This window comes from Streptomyces sp. GLSS-08 (assembly GCF_056387915.1).
Genome location: NZ_JBWJAQ010000021.1, coordinates 45,518 through 66,210, shown reverse-complemented (window position 1 = coordinate 66,210; position 20,693 = coordinate 45,518). Strand labels below are relative to the sequence as shown.

Sequence of the window (20,693 nt, the reverse complement as noted above, 5' to 3'; positions counted from 1 at the left end):
CACGCTAGCCTCAGCCACCGGGAACGGCGCGGGACGTGCGACGAAAGGTGTCATGACCATGCAGGACAGGGCGGATCGGGCGTACGACATCGTGCTCTTCGGAGCGACCGGCTTCGTGGGCGCGCTCACCGCGGAGTACCTCGCGGCGCACGCGCCCGACGGGCTGCGGTGGGCGATCGCGGGGCGCAGCACGGAGAGACTGGAGCGGCTGCGGAAGCGGCTGGCGGGCACCTCGGAGATCGGGGTGCTGCGGGCCGACGTGTCCGATCCGGCGTCGCTGCGCGAACTCGCCCGCAGCGCCCGCGTGGTCGCCACGACGGTGGGCCCGTACCTCACCTACGGCGAGGAACTGGTGGCCGCCTGCGCGGACGCCGGCACCGACTACGTCGATCTCACCGGTGAGCCGGAGTTCGTGGACCTGATGTACGTCCGGTACGACGCGCGCGCCAGGGAGACCGGGGCGCGGCTCGTGCACGCCTGCGGTTTCGACTCGGTCCCGCACGACCTGGGCGCCTACTTCACGGTGCGACAGCTTCCCGAGGGCGTGCCGTTGACCGTCGACGGGTTCGTCCGCGCCCAGGGGATGTTCTCCGGCGGCACGTTCGCCTCGGCGCTCAACCAGTTCGCGCGCGGCCGGCAGGTGCTGGCCGCGGCGCGGGACCGCAGGCGGCACGAGCCGCGTCTGGTGGGACGGCGGGCGTACGCGCCGCAGGGCGCACCGCGGTTCGCCAAGGAGGTCGGGGCGTGGGCGCTCCCGCTGCCCACGATCGACCCCCAGGTGGTCCAGCGCTCCGCCCGGGCCGTGGAACGGTACGGACCCGACTTCCGCTACCGGCACTACGCGGCCGTCGAGCACCTGCCGGTCGCCGTGGGCGGGGTCGCCGCGTTGAGCGCACTCTTCGCGGCGGCCCAACTGCCGCCCGCCCGGCGCTGGTTGTCGGGCCGGGTCAGGCCCGGCGAGGGGCCGAGCGAGGCCAGGCGGGCGAAGAGCTGGTTCTCGGTGCGGTTCGTCGGTGAGGGTGGCGGGCGCCGGGTCTTCACGGAGGTCGCGGGCGGCGACCCGGGCTACGGTGAGACCGCGAAGATCCTCGCCGAGGGGGCGCTGTCCCTCGCGTTCGACGAACTCCCGAAGACCGCCGGGCAGGTCACGACGGTGACGGCCATGGGTGACGCCCTGACGGAGCGCCTCCGCCGGGCGGGGATCGTCTTCCGGGTGGCGGCCACCAGGTGACCGCGTGGCACCGGACCTACAGCGGCCATCCCAGGACCGTGCAGAGCATGCCGCCGATCCAGCCCAGTCCGGCGATCACGGCGAGGACGAGGGCTGCGGTCATGGCGCGCTCGGCGGGCCGGGCGGGGTGGACCGGGGGGACGGGGGCTCTGTGGGACCGGTGCGTCGTCATGGGGTACAGCCTGCCGATGACACGGCGGCCACCGCATCCGTACAGCTACTCAGAGCACGTACTCAAGGACCGGGCCGGGAGTGGACACCCGCAGGCTCATTCGGCGGGCGGCGGCGACGGGCCGGCGTGTCAGCCCGTCGCCTCCTTCAGTGCACGCCGGCACAGGGCGTCCGCCGCGCGGGTCGATTCCGGGAGCCGGTACTTCGGCGTGAGCGCGAGCGTGTGCGCGCACGCGGTGTCCAGGCCGACCCGGTGGCCGACGGAGACGAACACCGGCTTCGTGCCGTCGCGGGTGCGCAGGGCGCGGCCCACCTCCTCCTCGTCCGCGAGCAGCGGGGACGCGCTGCCGCGCCGGGGGCCCGGCTCCTCGTAGGAGAAGGTGAACGGGTTCTTGGCGACGCCGATGGTGGGCAGCCCGGTGAGGACGCCGAGGTGACTGGCGAGACCGAAGCGGCGCGGGTGGGCGAGTCCGTAGCCGTCGCAGACGACGAGGCCGGGGGCGCAGGGCAGGGCGTCGAGCGCGGCCAGGACCGTCGGGATCTCGCGGAAGGCGAGCAGACCTGGCACATACGGGAAGGAGACCTGTCCGACGGCGGTGGCCTCCGCGACGACGCCGAGGGTCGCCGCGTCCAGCACGACGGCCGCGGCCACGACGACGTCCCGCTCGTCGTCGTACGCCACGTCGACGCCGGTCACGTGGCCGTTCCCGGGCTGCGGTCCGGGCTCGTCGAGCACCACCCGCGCCCGCAACTCGTCCTGCACGGCGCGCGCCTGCGCCTCGGTGGCGGGCCAGCCCGCCGGAATTCCTACGGTCGTCGTCATGGTGGTGCCGAGGGTACGGGGCCTCCGGGACCGCCTTCGCCGGCCGGCGTCGTCGCCCCGGTACGGGCGCCGATCGCGTACCGCACGGAAGGTCCCCGCGGCCGCGACGGCGACACCGTCCCGCCGTCGCGCGGGACCGTGCCCGGGTGCGGCGGGTTGCGCGCGCGAATCCGCCGGCGGGGGCCGCTACTTGTCGAGTGCGCGCTGCAACTGCTGCTTGTTCATGTCCGAGCGGCCGTGGATGCCGCGCCGCTTGGCCTCCTCGTACAGCTGGTCGTACGTGGGGCCCTGGGCGCCCTGGTGCGAGCGCCGGCCGCCGCGCTCGCCGGACGACATGTCCTTCGTGGACGTGCGGCTCGCGGTCTTCGACTCGCCGGAGCGGGCGCGTTCCTTGTTGACGGTGCGTGCGGCGATCTCCTCGGCGCGGTCCTCGCTCTCGCCGCGGTCGCGGGCGCTCTCCTTGATGTGCTCGTACTGGCGTTCCCGCTTGGGACTGGAGCCACGGGGCATGCCGGCTCACTTCCTTTCGTCGTGGGACGGGTACCGCCCTCGCCGACCGGGCGGGTACCCCGGGTGCCCACGCACACACGGCCGCCCCCTGCCGCGGGGCGAGCGGGGATCAGCCCTCCAGCCGTGCCACGCGGCCCTTCTCGCCCGAGGCCCAGCAGCCCCGGTCCGGTGCGCAGTCCACGGTGTCGTACGAGCCCGCGTCGACGGTGCGCCAGGTGCGGCCGCCGTCCGTGGTCAGGTCGGTGCCCGTGGGACCGACCGCGAGCGCGGCGGAGCGGCTGTGCGGGAGCCAGGTGACTCCGGAGCGGTAGGCGGGCGGGGGCTGGGCGGCGGGTGTCCAGCTGCGTCCGGCGTCGCGGGTGACCGCCGCCGCGCGCGGTGACGGCTGGTCGGCGCGGTAGTCGCCGCCGACGGCGAGACCGTGGGTGCGGTCCCGGAAGGCGAGGGCGAAGACGCCGCGCGCGGGGTCGCCGGCCGGGACCGGGCTGTCCGCGGCCGTCCAGGTCAGTCCGCGGTCGGCGGAGTGCAGCACGCGCGCGTGTGCGGCCCCGCCGGTGGCCAGCCACACGTCACGCGGGCCCGAGGCCACCAGGCACTGTCCGCCGGCCGCGAACCCCGCCTCGCCCTCCAGCGCCGGGGGCATTCCCGCGCTGAGCAGCACTTTCCAGGAGCGGCCGCCGTCGGCGGTCGACAGGATGCGGAACCTTCCGTCCACGGGGTCACTCATCGCCAGACCGTGGCGGCGGTCGAAGAACGTGACGCAGTCGTAGAACGCCTTGGCGTCGGTGTTGCGGAAGGACTCGGTCCAGGTCGCGCCCCCGTCGTCGGTGCGCAGTACCCGGGACGCCTCGCCCTCGCCGATCGCCAGGACCACGGCGCGGCGCGCGTCGAACGCCTCGACGTCACGCAGTTCCAGGCCGGCCGCGCCCGGCGGCGAGACGTTCCGCCAGTGCGCGCCCCCGTCGGTGGTACGCAGCACGGTGCCCTTGGACCCGGCCACCCAGGCGGTGTCCCGGCCCACGGCGGACAGCCCGCGGAAGCGCACGTCCGTGCCGCTGTCCTTGAGGGCCCAGTGCGGCTGGGGGCCGCGTCCCTGCGCCTGTCGCGCCGGAGCCTGCCGTGCCTGCGCCGGTGCCGCCAGCGCGGCGGCGAGCGCCGCCGCGCAGAGTCCCACGGTGACCGTCCGGCTCGTGCGTCGCGTCTTTCCCAAGCGCCTCATGGCGGGCGAAGCTAGCCCACTCCCCCGGTGCCGTCCAGATGGCGTCCGGCGGAACCCCGGAGCCGCGTCCGGGTGTTCTCCAGGACGTCCGCAGCCGACAGGGTGAGAAATGGATCACCTTACGGAACGTCCGCCCCTCCGAATGAACTCGGTGACAGAGGTCACTTGAGTTTCATGTGCACGGATTGGCTCATTCCATCGTCTCCTCAAGTGCCAGATCTCGTCCGTCCGGAGTCCGTCCAGCCGTCACAAGGGAGCAAGGCGTTGTCCACCGTCATCGAGCAGCCCGTAGAGGCCCGCCTCGTCGCCGCCGCGCCGCGGATGCCGAGCATTCCCGCCACGCTCCACTACGACCGGCGCGACCCCTTCGCCGTCCGGATGACCTTCCCGGCCCCGGCCACGCTCGAAGGCGTGGAGGTGTGCTGGACCTTCGCCCGCGAGCTGCTCGTGTCCGGCCTCGAGGGCCCGGAGGGGCACGGCGACGTACGGGTGCGGCCCTACGGGTACGACCGCACCGTGCTGGAGTTCCACGCCCCGGAGGGCACCGCCGTGGTGCACGTCCGTTCGGGCGAGGTGCGCGGCTTCCTGGAGCGTACGACGGAGCTGGTGCCCTTCGGTCTCGAACACCTCCAGCTCGACCTGGACCACGATCTGGCGGAGCTGATACGGGACGCGTGCTGAGCGTCCCTGGCGGCGGCCCGCCGCACCCGTGACCTTCCGGGCCGGGCCTGGCATCGACCGGCGGCCCCAGGACGGGGTCCGCTCCTGGCGCCCCGTGCCGAGCAGGCCGTTCAGCTCGCCGCGGTCGAGGCCGTCGGCCGGCGCGCCGTACGTTCCCCCGTCCAGCAGCTCCCGCGCCGCCCGGCGGACCAGGGCGTGTGCCGCCTGCGCGAGGCCCGAGCCGACGCTGATCCGGGCGACACCCAGCGCGGCCAGTTCAGGGACGGTGGCCGGTGTCCCGTGGCCGACCATCACGTTCAGCGGAGCGTCGGTGCCGTCGGCGAGCGCCCTGACGACGCCCGGATCCGCGGCTCCGGGGACGAAGACGCCGTCGCACCGGCGGCGACGAAGGCGGCAGCCCGCTCCAGGATCTCCCCGACCGACCCGCCACCCATGAGAAACGTGTCGATGCGGGCGTTGACGAACAGCGGCACTCCGGCCGCGTCGGCCGCCGCGCGGGCCGCGGTGATGCGCTCGGCCTGCTCCTCGACGGGACGAAGCACCCCACTGCCGTCGTGCAGCGCGTCCTCGATGTTCACGCCCACGGCTCCTGCGGCGAGCACCGCGCTCGTGGTCGCCAGCGCGGCGGCGCCGGCCTCCTCGGATGAGCAGGGCGCTCACCGTGTCCCAGGCGTTGGGCAGGACGAGCGGGCGGCCGGGTACGTGCGGGGCCCGGAAGGCGACGGCGGATGCGCGGAGGGGACTGGGACCGGTCATGGGGCGAGCCAACCACCGGGCCCGAGGCCTGGCTGGCGGAAACCCGACGTGTACGTGCGAGGGGGCGGGGCCTGGAGTGGGCCGGCGCCGGTCAAAACGACGTAGCCGGCGTACGTCCACTGCGGGGCACGTCGGTCGGCGCGGGGCGCCGTCGGTCAGCTCCCCGCTCCCGCCCCCGCGGTCGACGCGGCCGTGACCGCGACGATCATCGCCGTCCGCACCTCCTGGATGACCTTCTTCAGGGCGGGCGCCGCCGCGCCGCTGCGCTCGGTGAGTTCGTCGATGCGGGCCTTGTGCTGCTTGCGGTCCTTGCCCGGCACGAACGTGCGCAACTCGGCCGCCGCGGCCAGCGCGACGAGGGCCGCGTCCCGGTCGGAGATCTCGGCCACGGGCCGGGGTCCCTCCAGCACCTGCCGCGCCTCCTCGCGCAGGGCCGTCACGACCGGCACCCGCGCGAGCTCGTACTCCACGGACGGGAAGAGTCCGAGCACCCGCTTCTTCCTCGCCAGCAGGTACCCCTCGGCGGCGAGTTGCGCGCGCAGGGCGTCCAGGGTGACCCGGGCCCGCAGCGTCACCCACGTCTTCCACTTGCGCGGACGGGACTCCTCGACGAGTTCCAGCAGGCCGTCGAGGACGAGGTCACCGGTGCGGCGGTCCGTGTCGGCGGGGCAGGCGATGCCGTCCACATCGGTGAGGATTCCACGCTGGGCCAGTTCCGTGAGGGCGCCGGCCCGGACCAGGTGATGGAGGTGGGTCGCGCCGCTGACCTTGAGTTTCGTGGTGTCCCAGGCCAGCAGATAGAGCCGGGCGGGCAGCGAGAGCGAGCCGTCGGGCACGGAGTCTCCTTCACGTGGTCGGGGGCGGAGCCCACCGTAGGCGGCGGGGCACGCGCGCCGCGTCGGCCAGGCCCGGCGGGCCCCTCGTTATTCCGTTGACAGTCCCTGGGCCCCTTCCTACGGTGGAGGGGTCCTGTTGTCGTCGAATGGAGAAGGACGTTGCTCGTCTGAGGTCCTGAGACACCGCGTCACTCGCAGCCGGCCTGTCCGGCCCCCGGGTGCGCAGCGTGCGACCTCGGCATCTGAGCCGTCCTTCCGGCACGGGCCCTTCTTCTCCTGCCCCCTTCCGGACTGTCGTCACCTCGCGGTGTCCCGAACGCGTTCCCCCGACCGCACCAGGCAACCGCGAGGTTTCATGTCCGCCTTCCCCACGTCCGTCACCTGTACCGCCCTGTCCTTCGCCTGGCCCGACGGCACCACCGTGTTCGACGACCTCCAGGCCGCCTTCGGCCCGGGCAGGACCGGGCTCGTCGGTGCCAACGGCACGGGAAAATCCACTCTGCTGAGGCTGATCGCGGGTGACCTCACCCCGGCCGACGGGACCGTCCGCGTCGCGGGCGAGGTCGGCCACCTCCCGCAGAACGTCACGCTCGACACCACGCTGCGCGTCGACGAGGCGCTCGGCATCGCGTCGGTCCGCGCCGCGCTGCACGCCATCGAGGCGGGCGACGTGGCCGAGGAGCACTTCACGGCCGTCGGCGACGACTGGGACGTCGAGGAGCGGGCCGAGGCGATGCTCGGCGAACTCGGGCTCGGCCACATCGGCCTGGACCGCACCGCCGGCGAGCTGTCGGGCGGCGAGTCGGTCCTGCTGCGGCTGGCCGCACTGCTGCTGCGACGCCCCGGCGTCCTGCTGCTCGACGAACCGACGAACAACCTCGACCTGTACGCCCGCCGCCGGCTGTACGCGGCCGTCGAGGCCTGGTCCGGTGTCATGGTGGTGGTCAGCCACGACCGTGAACTCCTCGACCTCGTCGACCAGATCGCCGAGCTCCACTCCGGGGAGGTCTCCTGGTACGGCGGCAACTTCTCCGCGTACGAGGAGGCACTCGCCGTCGAACAGGAGGCGGCGGAGCGCATGATGCGCGTCGCCGAGTCCGACCTGCGCAAACAGAAGCGTGAACTGGCCGACGCCCAGGTCAAGCTGGCCCGCCGCAAGCGGTACGGGCAGAAGATGTACGAGCAGAAGCGCGAGCCGAAGATCGTCATGGGCGCGCGCAGGCGGGCGGCGCAGGAGTCCGCCGGCAAACACCGCATCATGCACGAGGAGAGACTCGCCGAGGCCAGGGAGCGCCTCGACGAGGCGGCGACGGCCGTGCGGGACGACGACGAGATCCGCGTCGACCTGCCGCACACGGCCGTACCACCGGGCCGCACGGTTCTCGGCCTGGAGGACCTGGAGCTGAGGTACGGCGCCCGGGTGGACGGCACGTTCGAACTGCGGGGGCCGGAGCGGGTCGCGCTGATCGGGCGCAACGGCGCGGGCAAGACGACGCTGCTGCGCACGATCGCCGGGGAGCTGGCGCCGGTGTCCGGCGAGGCGCGCGCCCAGGTGCCGATGCGTTTCCTGCCGCAGCGGCTCGACGTCCTCGACGGCCGGCTGACGGTCGCCGAGAACGTGGCCCGCTTCGCGCCCGGCGCCACGAACAACCGGATCCGCGCGCGGCTGGCCCGCTTCCTGTTCAGGGGCGCGCGGGCCGACCAGCGCGCGGACACGCTGTCCGGCGGCGAACGCTTCCGGGCCGCGCTCGCCGCCCTGATGCTGGCGGAGCCCGCGCCCCAGCTCCTGCTGCTCGACGAACCCACGAACAACCTCGACACGGCGAGCGTCCGGCAGCTCACCGCGGCCCTGGAGTCGTACGAGGGGGCACTGGTCGTGGCCTCCCACGACGTGCCGTTCCTGGAGTCCGTCGGCATCACGCGCTGGCTGCTGCTGGAAGGGGGCGAACTCACCGAGACCACGGCGGAGGCGGTCGGCGGCCCCGCCTAGGCCCTGCTCGTCCGCACCTGCCGGGAGCGCCGGGGCCCCCACGACCGCGCGTGCGGTCGTGGGGGGCTTCTGTCCGCGCGGACCACCCTGCATGATGTGGGCCCAGACCCCTGCCGATTCGGAGACCCGCACGTGCCCACCAAGAAGGCCCTCGTCCGCCGCCCAGGCCCTCGCCTCGCGGAGGGGCTGGTCACCCACATCGGACGCACGGCGGTCGACGTCGGCCTGGCCGTCGAGCAGTGGGAGGCGTACACGGAGGCGCTGCGCACGCACGGCTGGGACACCGTGGAGGTGGACCGCGCCGACGACTTCCCCGACGCGGTGTTCGTCGAGGACACCGTGGTCGTCTTCCGCAACGTCGCGCTGATCACCCGCCCCGGGGCCGAGTCCCGGCGCGGGGAGACCGCAGGCGTGGAGGAGGCCGTGGCCCGCCTCGGCTGCTCGGTGAACCGGATCCGGGAGCCGGGCACCCTCGAAGGCGGAGACGTCCTCAAGGTCGGCGACACCCTCTACGTCGGTCGGGGCGGGCGGACCGACGCGGCGGGCGTCCAGCAGCTGCGCGCCGTGTTCGAGCCGCTGGGGGCCCGTGTCGTCGCCGTTCCCGTGGCCAGGGTGCTGCATCTGAAGTCGGCGGTCACCGCGCTGCCCGACGGGACGGTCCTCGGCCACCTCCCGCAGGTCGACGCGCCGTCGCTCTTCCCGCGCTTCCTGCCGGTGCCGGAGGAGTCCGGGGCCCACGTGGTCCTGCTCGGCGGCGGGAAGCTGCTGATGGCGGCGAGCGCGCCGCGGACCGCCGAGCTGCTCGCGGACCTCGGGCACGAGCCGGTGGTCGTCGACATCAGTGAGTTCGAGAAATTGGAAGGCTGTGTGACGTGCCTCTCGGTGCGACTGCGGGAGCTGTACGTCTGAACCGGCCGGAAGCCGCCCGTGCACCCTGCCCGACTGCCAGTCCGTGCGTGATCATGCCCACAATGGGAACCCGCTGAACTGCGTCCCTTACGGCATTCTTAACCTACGGTCTCGTAACCTACGGGTACGTAGCCTACGATGCCGTAGGTTATCCCCGCTCTTCGCTCGTACGTCCCCCTGGAGTTCTTGTGACGACCACCACTCCCTCTCTCGGCAGCCCGTCCACCGTCTGGACCGACGCTCGACTGCTGTACGCCCTGGAGGAAGTGGTCGAGACGGAACTCAACCGCCACCTCAAGGTGGCGAAGGACTGGATGCCCCACGAGTACGTGCCGTGGAGCGACGGCCGCAACTTCCCCGGTCAGTTCGAGGACGGCGAGGCCTGGGACAAGGAGCAGTCCAAGGTCACCGAGATCGGCCGGATCGCGCTCGTCGTGAACCTGCTGACCGAGGACAACCTCCCCAGCTACCACCACGAGATCGCCTCCCTCTTCGGACGTGACGGCGCGTGGGGCACCTGGGTGCACCGCTGGACCGCGGAGGAGGGCCGGCACGGCATCGTGATGCGCGACTACCTGCTGGCGTCGCGCGCCGTGGACCCGGACAAGCTGGAAGCCTTCCGCATGGCCCACATGAGCGAGGGCTTCGAGTCGGACAACCGCCACTCGATGCTCCACTCGGTGGCGTACGTCGCGTTCCAGGAGCTGGCCACCCGCATCTCCCACCGCAACACCGGCCACCAGTCGGGCGACCCGGTCTGCGACCGCATGCTGGCGCGCATCGCCACCGACGAGAACCTGCACATGGTCTTCTACCGGAACCTGCTGAAGGCCGCCTTCGAGCTCGCCCCCGACCTGACCATGCAGGCCGTCCGCGACGTCGTCGTCAACTTCCGGATGCCCGGTCACGGCATGCCGGGCTTCGAGCGCGCCGCCGCCCAGATGGCCATCGGCGAGGTCTACAACATGCGCATCCACCACGACGACGTGCTCCAGCCGGTGCTGCGCCACCTCGGGGTCCTGGAGATCGACGGGCTCGGCCCGGAGGGTGTGCGCGCCCAGGAGGAGCTCGGCCTCTACATGCGCGGCCTGGACTCGGAGGCCTCGAAGTTCGACGAGAAGCTCGCGGCCCGCAAGGCGCGGATGCTGGCGCGCGCGGCCGGCTGACGCCCCCGGAGGCCGCGCTCCCCGCAGCCGGCGTCCACCACCAGCTCCACCTCCACCTCCACCGACGGGGTCCGGACACCGGGCCCCGTTCGGCATACCTGGGGCGGCCACCCCCGCGGCCTGCTCCCGGTCACTCCCGGGCGCGCCGGAGGCCGAGCCGCTCCTTCTCGGAGAGGCCGCCCCAGACTCCGAAGCGCTCGTCGTTGTTCAGCGCGTAGTCGAGACAGGCGGAGCGCATCTCGCACATGCCGCAGATGCGCTTCGCCTCCCGCACCGAGCTGCCCGGCTCGGGAAAGAAGAAGTCCGCCCCGGTCTGCGCGCAGAGCGCCTGCTCCCGCCATGCCGTGCGGGGCTCGATGATCGTGTCGATGTGCATGACGACATCGTGCCGCGCGATGAAAAACGTTCGATCAACGCCGGATCAACGGCTGTTCCGGAGCCCGGCGGATCGACGGTCGTTCCGGAGCCCAAGGGGGCCCCTGATGATGGCCCGGTCCGGCACACCTGCGCACGGCGGCGCGCGGAGGCGTCCCGGCAGCGGTTGTCAGTGGGCGGTGCAAGACTCGGCAGTGCAGGCAACGGGATCCCGCAGAGGAGGGCACATCATGCTCACCACCCGTTTCGTCAACGGCGCTCCGAACTGGCTCGATGTCGGGACGCCCGACATCGACGGTGCCACGTCCTTCTACGGAGGCCTCTTCGGCTGGCAGTTCCTGTCGGCGGGCCCGGAGGCCGGCGGCTACGGCTTCTTCCAGCAGGACGGCAGGACCGCCGCCGGCGGTATGCAGACCACTCCCGAGCAGGGCCCGCCGTCGTGGACGGTGTACTTCCAAAGTCCCGACGCACAGGCCACCGCCCAGGCGGTCGAGCAGGCGGGCGGCACCGTTCTCATGCAGCCCATGGACGTGATGGGCGAGGGTCGCATGGCCATCCTCGCGGACAAGGCGGGGGTGCCCTTCGGCATCTGGCAGCCGGCCCGGCTCGACGGACTGGACGTGGCGGGAGACCCCGGCTCGCTGTGCTGGATCGAGCTCTACACCCAGGACGTCCCCGCGGCGGCCGCGTTCTACCACTCGGCCTTCGGCTGGAACACGTCGGCGGTGCCCTTCCCCGGCGGCACCTACACCTGCGTCAACCCCGCCGACACCGAGGAGGACGCCATGTTCGGCGGCGTCGTCCCGCTGGCCGACGATCCGACGGAGGCCGGGTCCGCCGCGTACTGGCTGCCGTACTTCGAGGTCACGGACACGGATGCCGTCGTCGCCAGGGCTCTGGAGCTGGGCGGCGAGGTCCGCGCGCCCGCCGCGGACATGGCGGGCGTGGGCCGCCTGGCGAAGCTCGCCGATCCGTACGGAGCCCGCTTCGCGGTGATCAAGAGCGCGACACCGCAGCAGGGCTGAGTCCGGGACGGGGCGGCGCTCTCCACGTAGGCGCGCCGTCGAGGCGGGCGACGTCGCGCCACCGACTGTTGGGGCTCGGCGGCAGCGTGGGCCGGCGCGGCGGCATGAGCTGGCGCGGCGCCGGCGGCGCGGGACAACTGCCGGGCGGGACCGGCGTCGTGGGCCGCCCCCGGGCACCGGGGTGCCGGGTGCCGGCGGAACGCGGGGGCGACATCGTGGGCTGGCGTCACGGGCCGACTGCGGGGTACCGGTGACGTCGCGGGCCCACTGCCGGGCGGGACCGGCGTCGCGGCCCGCCTCCGGACGCCGGGGTGCCGGGTGCCGACGAAAAGGGACCAACTGCCGGGAGCCGGCGGTGCCCGGGCCGATCCAGCGTGCCGTCTACGCGGAGGACCTGCGTACCAGCGTCGTCGGCAGGACCACGCTCGACGCCGCGCCCTCCGCATCCCTGCCGCCGCCGCGGTCCAGGTTCCGCAGCAGCATCCGTGCCATCAGCCGGCCCATCTCCTCTATGTCCTGACGGACCGTCGTCAGCGGTGGGTCCGTCTGTTCGGCGACGGGCTCCATGTCGTCGAAACCGATCACGGCGACGTCCTCGGGCACGCGGCGCCCCTGTTCCCGCAGGGCACGCAACGCACCTGACCCAGTCAGGTCGTTGGCGGCGAACACCGCGTCCAGGTCGGGGCGGCGCTCCAGCAGTTCCCGCATCGCGCGCTCGCCGCCGCCGGACGTGAAGTCGCCCTCCGCGACCAGCCGGGGATCGGTGTCGACCCGGCCGTCCCGGAACCCGTCGAGCCGGTCCACCGCCGAGGTCTGGTCGAGGGGGCCGGTGATGTGCGCGATCCGGGTCCGCCCCAGCGCCACCAGGTGACGTACGGCCTGCCGTGCCCCGCCCCGGTTGTCGCTGTCGACGTAGAGGGGGGACGCCGAGCCCGGCGTCCCGTCGCCCCAGCCGGGCCGCCCGCCGAAGACGGTCGGCACGCCGGCGCCGAGGATCAGCTCGGGCAGCGGGTCGTCGAGGTGCAGCGAGAAGACGAGCGCGCCGTCGACATGGCCTCCGGCGAGATAGCGGCCGACGCGTGTGTGGTCGTCGCGTCCCTCCGTGAGCAGCAGGACGAGCTGCGTGTCGTGTGCCGTCAGTTCCTTGCTGATGCCGCGGAGCTGGAGCCCGAAGAAGGGGTCGGCGAAGACGCGGGTCTCCGGTTCGGCGATGACCACGGCGACGGCGTCGTGGCGGCGGGTGACGAGGCTGCGGGCGGCCTGGTTGGGTACGTAACCGAGTTCGTCGACGGCCCGTCTGACCCGCTCGACCAGCGGTTCGCGCACGCCGTCACCGCCGTTGACGACGCGCGACACGGTGGCCCGGGAGACCCCGGCCCGGGCGGCCACGGCCTCCAGTGTGGGGCGCGACTCTGTCGTCGGCTCGGTCACCTCAGGGCTCCTCCTCGGCGGTTGCCGATCAGGATAGCCTCGCCGCCCCGACGCCGGGCCTGCCCCCGCCCGCACCGCCACCCGATCCGCACGGGCGTGAGAACCGCCCGAACGGATCGGCCTAGCCGTCCGTGTGCTTGGCGCGGCTCGGCTGCACGCGCTTCGGCTCGCCCGGCATCTTCGGGTACTCGGGGGGATACGGCAGATCACCGAGGCCGTGGTCGTGTTCGTCCCGGCTGGCGAGTTCGAGCAGGGCCTCCAGGGAGAAGGCGTGGTCGTCCATGTCGGCGTGCACGTCGCCGAGTTCGGCGAAGCGTCCCGGCATGGTCGCCAGGTCGAAGTCGCGCGGCACGGCCGTGCCCACCTCGTCCCAGCGCAGCGGCGCGGAGACCGGGGCGTGCGGGCGGGGGCGTACGGAGTAGGCGGAGGCGATCGTGCGGTCCCGTGCGGTCTGGTTGTAGTCGACGAAGATCTTCTCGCCGCGCTGCTCCTTCCACCAGGCCGTGGTCACCTGCTCGGGCATGCGGCGTTCCAGTTCGCGCCCGGCGGCGATGGCGGCCCGGCGCACCTGGGTGAACGTCCAGCGCGGCTCGATCGGCACGAAGACGTGCAGGCCCCGGCCGCCGGACGTCTTGGGCCAGCCGCGCAGGCCGCCGTACTCGTGGAGCACCTCGCGCAGTTCGTGGGCGGCGCGCACGGCGTCGGCGTAGTCCGTGCCGGGCTGCGGGTCCAGGTCGAGCCGTAGTTCGTCGGGGTGGTCGACGTCACCGCCGCGCACCGGCCAGGGATGGAAGGTGAGCGTGCCGAACTGCGCGGCCCACAGGACCGCGCCGACCTCCGTGGGGCACATCTCGTCGGCGGTGCGGCCGCTGGGGAAGGCGATGTGCGCGGTCGGGATCCAGCCGGGCATGTTCTTGGGGGCCCGCTTCTGGAAGAACGACTCGCCGGTCACACCGTCGGGGTAGCGCTCCAGGGTGGTGGGGCGGTCGCGGAGCGCGCGGAGGATGCCGTCGCCGACGGCGAGGTAGTAGCGCGCGAGGTCCAGCTTCGTGAAGCCGCGCTCGGGAAAGAAGATCTTGTCGGGGCTGGACAGGCGCACCGTCCTGCCCGCCGCCTCGAGTTCCACCGCATCGCCCATGCGAGCCACGGTAGGCCTGGCGTACATACCTCGCACACCGGGCGAACCGCTGGGGTTGCCCGCAGAATCGGAGCATGGACCTGCCGGTGATGCCCCCCGTGAAGCCGATGCTCGCCAAGTCCGTGGCGACGATTCCGCCGGGCATGCAGTACGAGGCGAAATGGGACGGGTTCCGGGCCATCGTGTTCCGCGACGGTGGAGATATCGAGCTCGGCAGCCGCACCGGCAAGCCGCTGACCAGGTACTTCCCCGAGCTGGCGGCGGCGTTGCGGGAGCGGTTGCCGACGCGCTGCGTGGTGGACGGCGAGATCGTGATCGCCAGGGGCGGGCGCCTCGACTTCGACGCGCTGACGGAGCGGATCCACCCGGCGGACTCGCGGGTGCGGATGCTGGCCGAGCGGACCCCGGCCTCCCTGGTGGTCTTCGACCTGCTGGCGCTGGCGGACGAGTCACTGCTCGGCGTGCCGCTCACGGACCGGCGCACCCTCCTGACGACGGCGCTGTCCGGAGCCGGCGCCCCGGTCCACGTCGCGCCGGCGACGACGGACATCGAGGTCGCCCGGCAGTGGTTCGAGCAGTACGAGGGGGCGGGTCTCGACGGGGTGATCGCCAAGCCGCTGACGGTCACCTACCGGCAGGACGAGCGCGCCATGTTCAAGATCAAGCACGAGCGCACGGCGGACGTCGTGGTCGCGGGCTACCGCCTCCACAAGAGCGGGCCGGTCGTGGGCTCACTGCTGCTGGGGCTGTACGACGACCGGGGCGCGCTCCAGCACGTGGGGGTGTCCGCCGCCTTCCCGATGAAGCGCCGTGCGGAGCTGGTGGGGGAACTGGAGCCGCTGCGGATGGCGGACGTCGGCGAGCACCCCTGGGCGGCCTGGGCGGACGAGGCGGCGCACGAATCCGCGCGCCTTCCCGGAGCGCCGAGCCGGTGGTCGTCGAAGAAGGACCTCTCCTGGGTGCCGCTGCGGCCCGAGTGGGTGGCGGAGGTGGCGTACGACCACATGGAGAACGGCGCGCGGTTCCGGCACACGGCGCGCTTCCGCCGCTGGCGCCCGGACCGTGCGGCGGAGAGCTGCACCTACGGCCAGTTGGAGGAGCCGGTGACCTACGACCTCTCGGAGATTCTTGGCCCGGACGCCTGAGGGGCGCGGCCTTTCGGGGCGCCGCGCCCCCACTGTCATCCGCAGGGCCGTTCGGCCCATCCGGCGCGCACATGCGGTAGAGATCGGGTATGGCCACCGATGAACGTATAAGCGCACAATCGACAGCACAGGACATGGTGGCCACGGTGGGCATGGGACAGAGGACACGGATGCGGCGCGGCATGACGACGGCGGCGCTGGTGGCCGCCGCGGTGACGGGTTCCCTGCTGGCGGGCTGCACCGCCGGCGGCCCGCCCGACGACGGGCGCGGGCGGCACGAGAAGCCGAGGCCCCCCGAGGCCACCGAGGCCACCGAGGGGCCACACGACCCGGTGCTCGCGGTGAAGATCGACAACGCGAGCGACGCGCGGCCGCAGACGGGCCTGAACGCCGCGGACGTGGTGTACGCGGAGCAGGTCGAGGGCGGGCTGAGCCGGCTGATGGCCGTGTACGCGACCGAGTTGCCCGAGGCCGTGGGTCCGGTGCGCAGTGCCCGCGAATCGGATCTGGAGCTGCTGCGCCAGTTCGACGAACCGACGCTCGCCTTCTCCGGCGCGCAGCACAAGCTGCTGCCGCTGATCGACAAGGCGCCGCTGCGCGCGGTCCGCCCGGAGGAGAACTCCGCCGCCTACTTCCGCGGCACCGACAAGGCGGCGCCCCACAACCTCTACCTTCGCCCGCGGAAACTGATGGGCTCGGCGCCGGGCGCGGACGCCCTGACGACGACGGGTTTCCGCTACGGCGCGGCACCGGCGGGCGGCAGCCCGCAGGATAAGCGCACCGTCCGCTTCCCGGCGGCCCGCTTCACCTTCACCTGGTCCGCGGAGCGGGGGCGCTGGCTGGTGACCACGGACGGCAGGCCGACCGTGACGGCGGACGGCGCCCAGGTGGCGCCCGCGACCGTGGTCGTGCAGCACGTGCCCGTGCGGACGTCCCGGTTCCACGATGTCCTGGGGAACAACACGCCGTACACGCGAACCGTCGGGTCGGGCAAGGCCGAAGTGCTGCGCGACGGGCGGGTGTTCGACGTCGACTGGCACCGGCGTTCGGCGGCGGACGGTACGCGGTTCACGACGGCGGACGGTACGCGGATGAACTTCGCAAAGGGCCAGGTCTGGGTGGTGTTCGCCCAGCAGTGAGGTGCGCCGCCGGGGGCGGCGCCGGTCAGGCCCTGTTCGCGGCGAGGGGTTCCGCCGGGTTGCGGAGTCCCTCGGCGGCGTCCGCGACCCGCCGGACGAGGTCGAAGAACTGGGCCTGCTCCTCGGTGGAGAGCGGGTTGAGGAAGACCTGGTTCATCCGGGCGGTGCGCACGGTCAGCTTGCGGTGGGTGCGCAGGCCGTCGTCCGTGAGGCGGAGCAGGAAGCGGCGGCCGTCCTGTGGGTCGCGCACCTTGTCCAGCAGACCGCGGCGGCCGAGCCGGCTGATGACCTCGGCGATGGTGGACCGGTCGAGCCCCACCCGCTCCCCCACCGTGCGCTGGTCGAGGCCCGGCTCCGCGACGAGGGCGTTCAGGACCGCGAACTGCGGCGAGGTGATCTCCTCGGAGACCATCGTGTTCCACAGCAGGTAGTGCGCCTGCTGCAACCGCCGGGCGAGGTGCCCGGGATGGGTGGAGAGGTCCACCGCGGCCATGTGCGCTCCTCGGTCCGCGTACCCGCGGGCTTCCGCGACGTACGAGAGTCTTTTTGATTGGTGCACTGAACGATACCTGCCCTCGCCTTGACCGCCCGCGCCGCGTTGCGACGCACATCTCCGCGTCTACTTGATGTCTTGACTGCTCGGGGATGCGATGGCAGCGTGTGGGACACCTCGCACAGATAATCAGTGCCCTGACTAATTGCGGTGCTGGATGCTCGGGAGAGAGGGAGCTTCACGGATGGACAAGGTGGTCGCCACGGCGCTGGAGGCGGTGGCCGACGTGCCGGACGGCGCGACCCTGGCGGTCGGCGGTTTCGGCCTCAGCGGGGTGCCGGCGGTACTGATCGAGGCGCTGTACGAGCGCGGTGTGTCCGACCTGGGCGTGGTGTCCAACAACTGCGGCGCGATGGAGTCCGGGCTCGCGGTCCTGCTCGCGGCGGGCCGGATCACCCGCGTCACCGGCTCGTACATCGGCGCGAACAAGGAGTTCGCCCGGCAGTACCTGGCCGGTGAGCTGGAGGTCGAGATGATCCCGCAGGGGACGCTCGCCGAGCGGCTGCGGGCCGGCGGCGCCGGGATCCCCGCCTTCTACACCCCGGCCGGAGTGGGCACACAGGTCGCGGACGGCGGGCTGCCCTGGCGCTACGACGGCTCCGGCGGCGTCGCGCTCGCCTCGCCGCCCAAGGAGGTACGGGAGTTCGACGGCACGGAGTACGTGCTGGAGCACGGCATCCGCACCGACTTCGCGCTGGTCAGAGCCGCGAGGGGCGACCGGCACGGCAACCTCGTCTTCAACCGGTCGGCGCGGAACTTCAACCCCCTTGCCGCGATGGCCGGGCGGGTGACCGTAGCCGAGGTGGAGGAGCTGGTGGAGCCGGGCGCGATCGACCCGGACGCCGTCCACCTCCCGGGCGTCTTCGTCCAGCGCGTCGTCGCCCTCACGCCCGAGCAGGCGAGCGCCAAGCTGATCGAGAAGCGGACGGTCTCGGCCCCCGTGACCGGCACAACGGCGGGTGAATGATGGCCTGGACCAGGGAGGAGATGGCCGCCCGGGCGGCCCGCGAGCTGCGGGACGGCCAGTACGTGAACCTGGGCATCGGCCTGCCCACGCTGATCCCCAGCCACCTCCCGCCCGGCGTGGAGGTGATCCTGGAGTCGGAGAACGGCATCCTGGGCACCGGGCCCTACCCCACCGAGGAGCAGGTCGACCCGGACCTGATCAACGCGGGCAAGGAGACCGTCACGGTCCTGCCCGGCGCCTCCTACTTCGACTCCGCGCTCTCCTTCGGGATGATCCGGGGCGGGCACATCGACGTCGCCGTGCTCGGCGCCATGCAGGTCTCCGCCCACGGTGACCTGGCCAACTGGGCGGTCCCCGGCAAGCTGATCACCGGCATCGGCGGGGCCATGGACCTGGTGCACGGCGCCCGCACGGTCATCGTCGTGATGACCCACACCGCCAAGGACGGCTCCCCCAAGATCCTTCAGGAGTGCACGCTGCCGCTGACCGGCAGGCGGTGCGTCGACCGTGTCATCACCGACCTCGGCGTCCTGGACGTCACCGAGGACGGCCTGGTGCTGGTGGAGAGTGCGCCGGGCGTCACCGCCGAGGACATCGCCGCCAGGACCGCCGCCGAGGTAGGCCTGCCCGAGGAGAGGTCATGAGGGACGTCTACATCGTCGACGCGGTCCGCACACCGGTCGGCAAATACAACGGGTCGCCGGCCGGCGTCCGCCCGGACGACCTGGCCGCCCACGCCATCCGCGAACTCCTCGCCAGGACACCCGACCTGGACCCCTCGCGGATCGAGGACGTGTACTTCGGCAACGCGAACGGCGCGGGCGAGGAGAACCGCAACGTCGGCCGCATGGCCGCCCTGCCCGCCGGACTTCCCACCTCCGTGCCCGGCGTCACCGTCAACCGGCTGTGCGCCTCCGGCCTCGAAGCGGTCATCCAGGCCGCCCGCGCCATCGCGCTCGGTGACGCCTCCGTCGCCCTGGCCGGCGGCGTCGAGTCGATGACCCGCGCCCCCTACGTGCTGCCCAATAACGACGAGCCCTTCCCGGCCGCCCACACCGAGCTGTACTCCACCACGCTGGGCTGGCGCATGGTCAACCCGCGGATGGAACCGCAGTGGACCGTCCCGCTGGGCGAGTCGGCCGAACTCATCGCCGAGAAGCACGGCATCACGCGTGAACGGCAGGACGAGTTCGCCCTGAACAGTCACCGCAAGGCCGCCGCAGCGCAGGCCGCGGGCCTGTTCGACACCGAGATCGCGCCCGTGCCGGTCCCCCGCCGCAAGGGCGACCCGGCCGCCTTCACCGCGGACGAGTCCGTCCGCGCGGACGCCTCCCTGGAGGCGATGGCCCGGCTGAAGCCCTCGTTCCGCACGGAGAACGGGACCGTGACGGCGGGCAACGCCTCCCCGCTCAACGACGGTGCCGCCGCCTTGCTCCTGGTCGACGAGGAAGGCCTGAAGGCCACCGGACGCGAACCCCTCGCACGGGTGAGCGCCTCCGGCGTCTCCGCGGTCGACCCGCGCTACTTCGGACTCGCCCCCGTCGAGGCCGTCCACCGCGCGCTCGCCAAGGCGGGCAGGGGATTTCGCGACCTGTCGACACTGGAACTGAACGAGTCCTTCGCCGCGCAGGTACTCGGCTGCGTCGCCGAATGGCCCGAGTTCGACCCGGCGATCCTCAACCCGCGGGGCGGCGCGATCGCGCTCGGCCACCCGCTCGGCGCGTCCGGCGCCCGCCTCGCGGGCACCGTCGCCCACCAGCTCGCGGCCGCCGGCTCCGGCGTCGGCGTCGCCGCCCTGTGCATCGGCGTGGGCCAGGGCCTCGCCCTCATCCTGGAACGATAGGAAGTCGCCCCATGGCTCTCACCCAGTCGGACATCGACCTCGAGGTCGACGCACTCCAGGACGCCTACGACAAGGCACTCGCCGGCGGTGCGCCGGCCCGGCACCACCCGCCGCGCGGGTACCCCCCGTACCGCAGCTCGGTGGTGCGCCACCCCAAGCAGCCGCTGATCGCCGTGGACGGCGGGGACCCCGAGACGGTCGAGCTGTCGGGTCCCGTCTTCGGCCCGACCGACACCACCGAGACCGACGACGACCTCACCGTCCAGCACCGGGGCGAACCGCTCGGTGAGCGCATCACCGTCTCCGGCCGCCTCCTCGACAGCGGCGGCCGCCCCGTACGCGGTCAGCTCGTCGAGATCTGGCAGGCGAACGCCTCCGGCCGCTACGCCCATCCGCGCGACCGGCACCCGGCGCCGCTCGACCCCAACTTCACCGGAGTGGGACGGACCCTGACGGACCAACAGGGATGCTACTCCTTCACGACGATCAAGCCGGGCGCGTACCCGTGGCGCAACCACACCAACGCCTGGCGGCCCGCGCACATCCACTTCTCTCTGTTCGGCACGGCGTTCACCCAGCGCCTGGTCACGCAGATGTACTTCCCGAACGACCCGCTGTTCCGCTACGACCCGATCCTGCGGTCCGTGACCGACGAGTCGGCGCGCGACCGACTGGTCGCGACGTACCGCCACGACCTGTCCCGACCCGAGTTCTCGCTCGGCTACGAGTGGGACATCGTCCTCGACGGTCCCTCCGCCACCTGGATCGAGGAAGGTCGTTGACCG

General features: G+C 72.8%; 21 protein-coding genes and 1 pseudogene. 12 read left to right on the top strand and 10 right to left on the bottom strand.

Annotation, left to right across the window (positions count from 1 at the left end):
- Nucleotides 1–52 precede the first annotated feature (52 nt).
- Complete coding sequence (locus AC0ZLC_RS28855) at nucleotides 53–1,231, top strand: saccharopine dehydrogenase family protein (RefSeq protein ID WP_476754888.1); 1,179 nt, start codon at nucleotides 53–55, stop codon at nucleotides 1,229–1,231.
- Between the two features lie 16 nt (nucleotides 1,232–1,247).
- On the opposite strand, the gene mmpA is transcribed toward AC0ZLC_RS28855, so the two are convergent.
- The 4 genes from mmpA to AC0ZLC_RS28835 all read right to left on the bottom strand — a co-directional run bounded on the left by mmpA (nucleotide 1,248) and on the right by AC0ZLC_RS28835 (nucleotide 3,954).
- The gene (mmpA, locus tag AC0ZLC_RS28850; protein ID WP_476754887.1) at nucleotides 1,248–1,403 is read right to left on the bottom strand and encodes a morphogenic membrane protein MmpA; all 156 of its coding nucleotides are present in this window, start codon (nucleotides 1,401–1,403) and stop codon (nucleotides 1,248–1,250) included.
- 129 nt (nucleotides 1,404–1,532) lie between these two features.
- Entirely contained in the window at nucleotides 1,533–2,225 is a 693-nt protein-coding gene (locus AC0ZLC_RS28845; protein WP_476754886.1) for an endonuclease V, read from the bottom strand.
- A 186-nt stretch (nucleotides 2,226–2,411) separates the two neighbouring features.
- Nucleotides 2,412–2,735 (bottom strand): plasmid stabilization protein, encoded by a 324-nt coding sequence (locus tag AC0ZLC_RS28840; protein WP_476754885.1) that lies wholly within the window; start codon nucleotides 2,733–2,735, stop codon nucleotides 2,412–2,414.
- Nucleotides 2,736–2,844: 109 nt separating this feature from the next.
- Nucleotides 2,845–3,954 carry a WD40/YVTN/BNR-like repeat-containing protein gene (locus AC0ZLC_RS28835; protein ID WP_476754884.1) on the bottom strand — a complete coding sequence of 370 codons (1,110 nt, stop codon included), beginning with the start codon at nucleotides 3,952–3,954 and terminating at the stop codon, nucleotides 2,845–2,847.
- A gap of 264 nt (nucleotides 3,955–4,218) precedes the next feature.
- Between AC0ZLC_RS28835 and ssgD the strand changes: the two genes are divergently transcribed.
- Nucleotides 4,219–4,635 (top strand): spore wall synthesis regulator SsgD, encoded by a 417-nt coding sequence (gene ssgD / locus AC0ZLC_RS28830; RefSeq protein ID WP_476754921.1) that lies wholly within the window; start codon nucleotides 4,219–4,221, stop codon nucleotides 4,633–4,635.
- An 87-nt stretch (nucleotides 4,636–4,722) separates the two neighbouring features.
- Here the strand turns inward: ssgD and AC0ZLC_RS28825 are convergent.
- Nucleotides 4,723–5,391: pseudogene (locus tag AC0ZLC_RS28825) on the bottom strand (isocitrate lyase/PEP mutase family protein); the annotation flags it as partial.
- Nucleotides 5,392–5,546: 155 nt separating this feature from the next.
- Nucleotides 5,547–6,227, bottom strand: coding sequence for a GOLPH3/VPS74 family protein (locus AC0ZLC_RS28820; protein WP_476754883.1), 681 nt, complete (start codon nucleotides 6,225–6,227; stop codon nucleotides 5,547–5,549).
- Nucleotides 6,228–6,582: 355 nt separating this feature from the next.
- Here AC0ZLC_RS28820 and AC0ZLC_RS28815 point away from each other — a divergent pair, with 355 nt between their 5' ends.
- From AC0ZLC_RS28815 to AC0ZLC_RS28805, 3 genes are all read left to right on the top strand, one after another.
- Nucleotides 6,583–8,217 (top strand): ABC-F family ATP-binding cassette domain-containing protein, encoded by a 1,635-nt coding sequence (locus tag AC0ZLC_RS28815; protein ID WP_476754882.1) that lies wholly within the window; start codon nucleotides 6,583–6,585, stop codon nucleotides 8,215–8,217.
- A gap of 132 nt (nucleotides 8,218–8,349) precedes the next feature.
- Nucleotides 8,350–9,126: a dimethylargininase gene (gene ddaH, locus AC0ZLC_RS28810; RefSeq protein ID WP_476754881.1), complete on the top strand. Its 777-nt coding sequence runs from the start codon at nucleotides 8,350–8,352 to the stop codon at nucleotides 9,124–9,126.
- A gap of 188 nt (nucleotides 9,127–9,314) precedes the next feature.
- Nucleotides 9,315–10,292: an acyl-ACP desaturase gene (locus tag AC0ZLC_RS28805; RefSeq protein WP_476754880.1), complete on the top strand. Its 978-nt coding sequence runs from the start codon at nucleotides 9,315–9,317 to the stop codon at nucleotides 10,290–10,292.
- A 130-nt stretch (nucleotides 10,293–10,422) separates the two neighbouring features.
- On the opposite strand, the gene AC0ZLC_RS28800 is transcribed toward AC0ZLC_RS28805, so the two are convergent.
- A complete protein-coding gene (locus AC0ZLC_RS28800) occupies nucleotides 10,423–10,668 on the bottom strand; it encodes a WhiB family transcriptional regulator (RefSeq protein WP_358851927.1) in 246 nt (81 codons plus the stop codon).
- Between the two features lie 229 nt (nucleotides 10,669–10,897).
- Here AC0ZLC_RS28800 and AC0ZLC_RS28795 point away from each other — a divergent pair, with 229 nt between their 5' ends.
- A complete protein-coding gene (locus tag AC0ZLC_RS28795; protein WP_476754879.1) occupies nucleotides 10,898–11,692 on the top strand; it encodes a VOC family protein in 795 nt (264 codons plus the stop codon).
- Nucleotides 11,693–12,073: 381 nt separating this feature from the next.
- Here AC0ZLC_RS28795 and AC0ZLC_RS28790 read toward each other — a convergent pair whose 3' ends face one another.
- Both AC0ZLC_RS28790 and ligD read right to left on the bottom strand, forming a co-directional pair.
- Entirely contained in the window at nucleotides 12,074–13,123 is a 1,050-nt protein-coding gene (locus tag AC0ZLC_RS28790) for a LacI family DNA-binding transcriptional regulator (protein WP_476754878.1), read from the bottom strand.
- Nucleotides 13,124–13,244: 121 nt separating this feature from the next.
- Nucleotides 13,245–14,261, bottom strand: coding sequence for a non-homologous end-joining DNA ligase (gene ligD / locus AC0ZLC_RS28785; RefSeq protein WP_476754877.1), 1,017 nt, complete (start codon nucleotides 14,259–14,261; stop codon nucleotides 13,245–13,247).
- A gap of 74 nt (nucleotides 14,262–14,335) precedes the next feature.
- Between ligD and AC0ZLC_RS28780 the strand changes: the two genes are divergently transcribed.
- Entirely contained in the window at nucleotides 14,336–15,406 is a 1,071-nt protein-coding gene (locus tag AC0ZLC_RS28780; RefSeq protein ID WP_476754876.1) for an ATP-dependent DNA ligase, read from the top strand.
- A gap of 152 nt (nucleotides 15,407–15,558) precedes the next feature.
- Nucleotides 15,559–16,545, top strand: coding sequence for a DUF3048 domain-containing protein (locus tag AC0ZLC_RS28775; protein ID WP_476754875.1), 987 nt, complete (start codon nucleotides 15,559–15,561; stop codon nucleotides 16,543–16,545).
- Nucleotides 16,546–16,570: 25 nt separating this feature from the next.
- On the opposite strand, the gene AC0ZLC_RS28770 is transcribed toward AC0ZLC_RS28775, so the two are convergent.
- Nucleotides 16,571–17,038, bottom strand: a complete 468-nt coding sequence (locus AC0ZLC_RS28770) for a MarR family winged helix-turn-helix transcriptional regulator (protein ID WP_476754874.1) — start codon at nucleotides 17,036–17,038, stop codon at nucleotides 16,571–16,573.
- A 244-nt stretch (nucleotides 17,039–17,282) separates the two neighbouring features.
- Here AC0ZLC_RS28770 and AC0ZLC_RS28765 point away from each other — a divergent pair, with 244 nt between their 5' ends.
- From AC0ZLC_RS28765 to pcaH, 4 genes are read left to right on the top strand one after another with little or no spacing between them, the layout of a single operon-like run.
- On the top strand, nucleotides 17,283–18,065 hold the full coding sequence (locus AC0ZLC_RS28765; protein ID WP_476754873.1) for a CoA transferase subunit A: 783 nt from the start codon (nucleotides 17,283–17,285) through the stop codon (nucleotides 18,063–18,065).
- On the top strand, nucleotides 18,065–18,709 hold the full coding sequence (locus AC0ZLC_RS28760) for a CoA transferase subunit B (RefSeq protein WP_476754872.1): 645 nt from the start codon (nucleotides 18,065–18,067) through the stop codon (nucleotides 18,707–18,709). Before AC0ZLC_RS28765 ends, AC0ZLC_RS28760 begins: the two co-directional genes overlap by 1 nt.
- Nucleotides 18,706–19,908, top strand: coding sequence for a thiolase family protein (locus AC0ZLC_RS28755; RefSeq protein WP_476754871.1), 1,203 nt, complete (start codon nucleotides 18,706–18,708; stop codon nucleotides 19,906–19,908). Before AC0ZLC_RS28760 ends, AC0ZLC_RS28755 begins: the two co-directional genes overlap by 4 nt.
- 11 nt (nucleotides 19,909–19,919) lie before the next feature.
- Complete coding sequence (pcaH, locus tag AC0ZLC_RS28750; protein ID WP_476754870.1) at nucleotides 19,920–20,690, top strand: protocatechuate 3,4-dioxygenase subunit beta; 771 nt, start codon at nucleotides 19,920–19,922, stop codon at nucleotides 20,688–20,690.
- The last annotated feature ends 3 nt before the right edge of the window (nucleotides 20,691–20,693 follow it).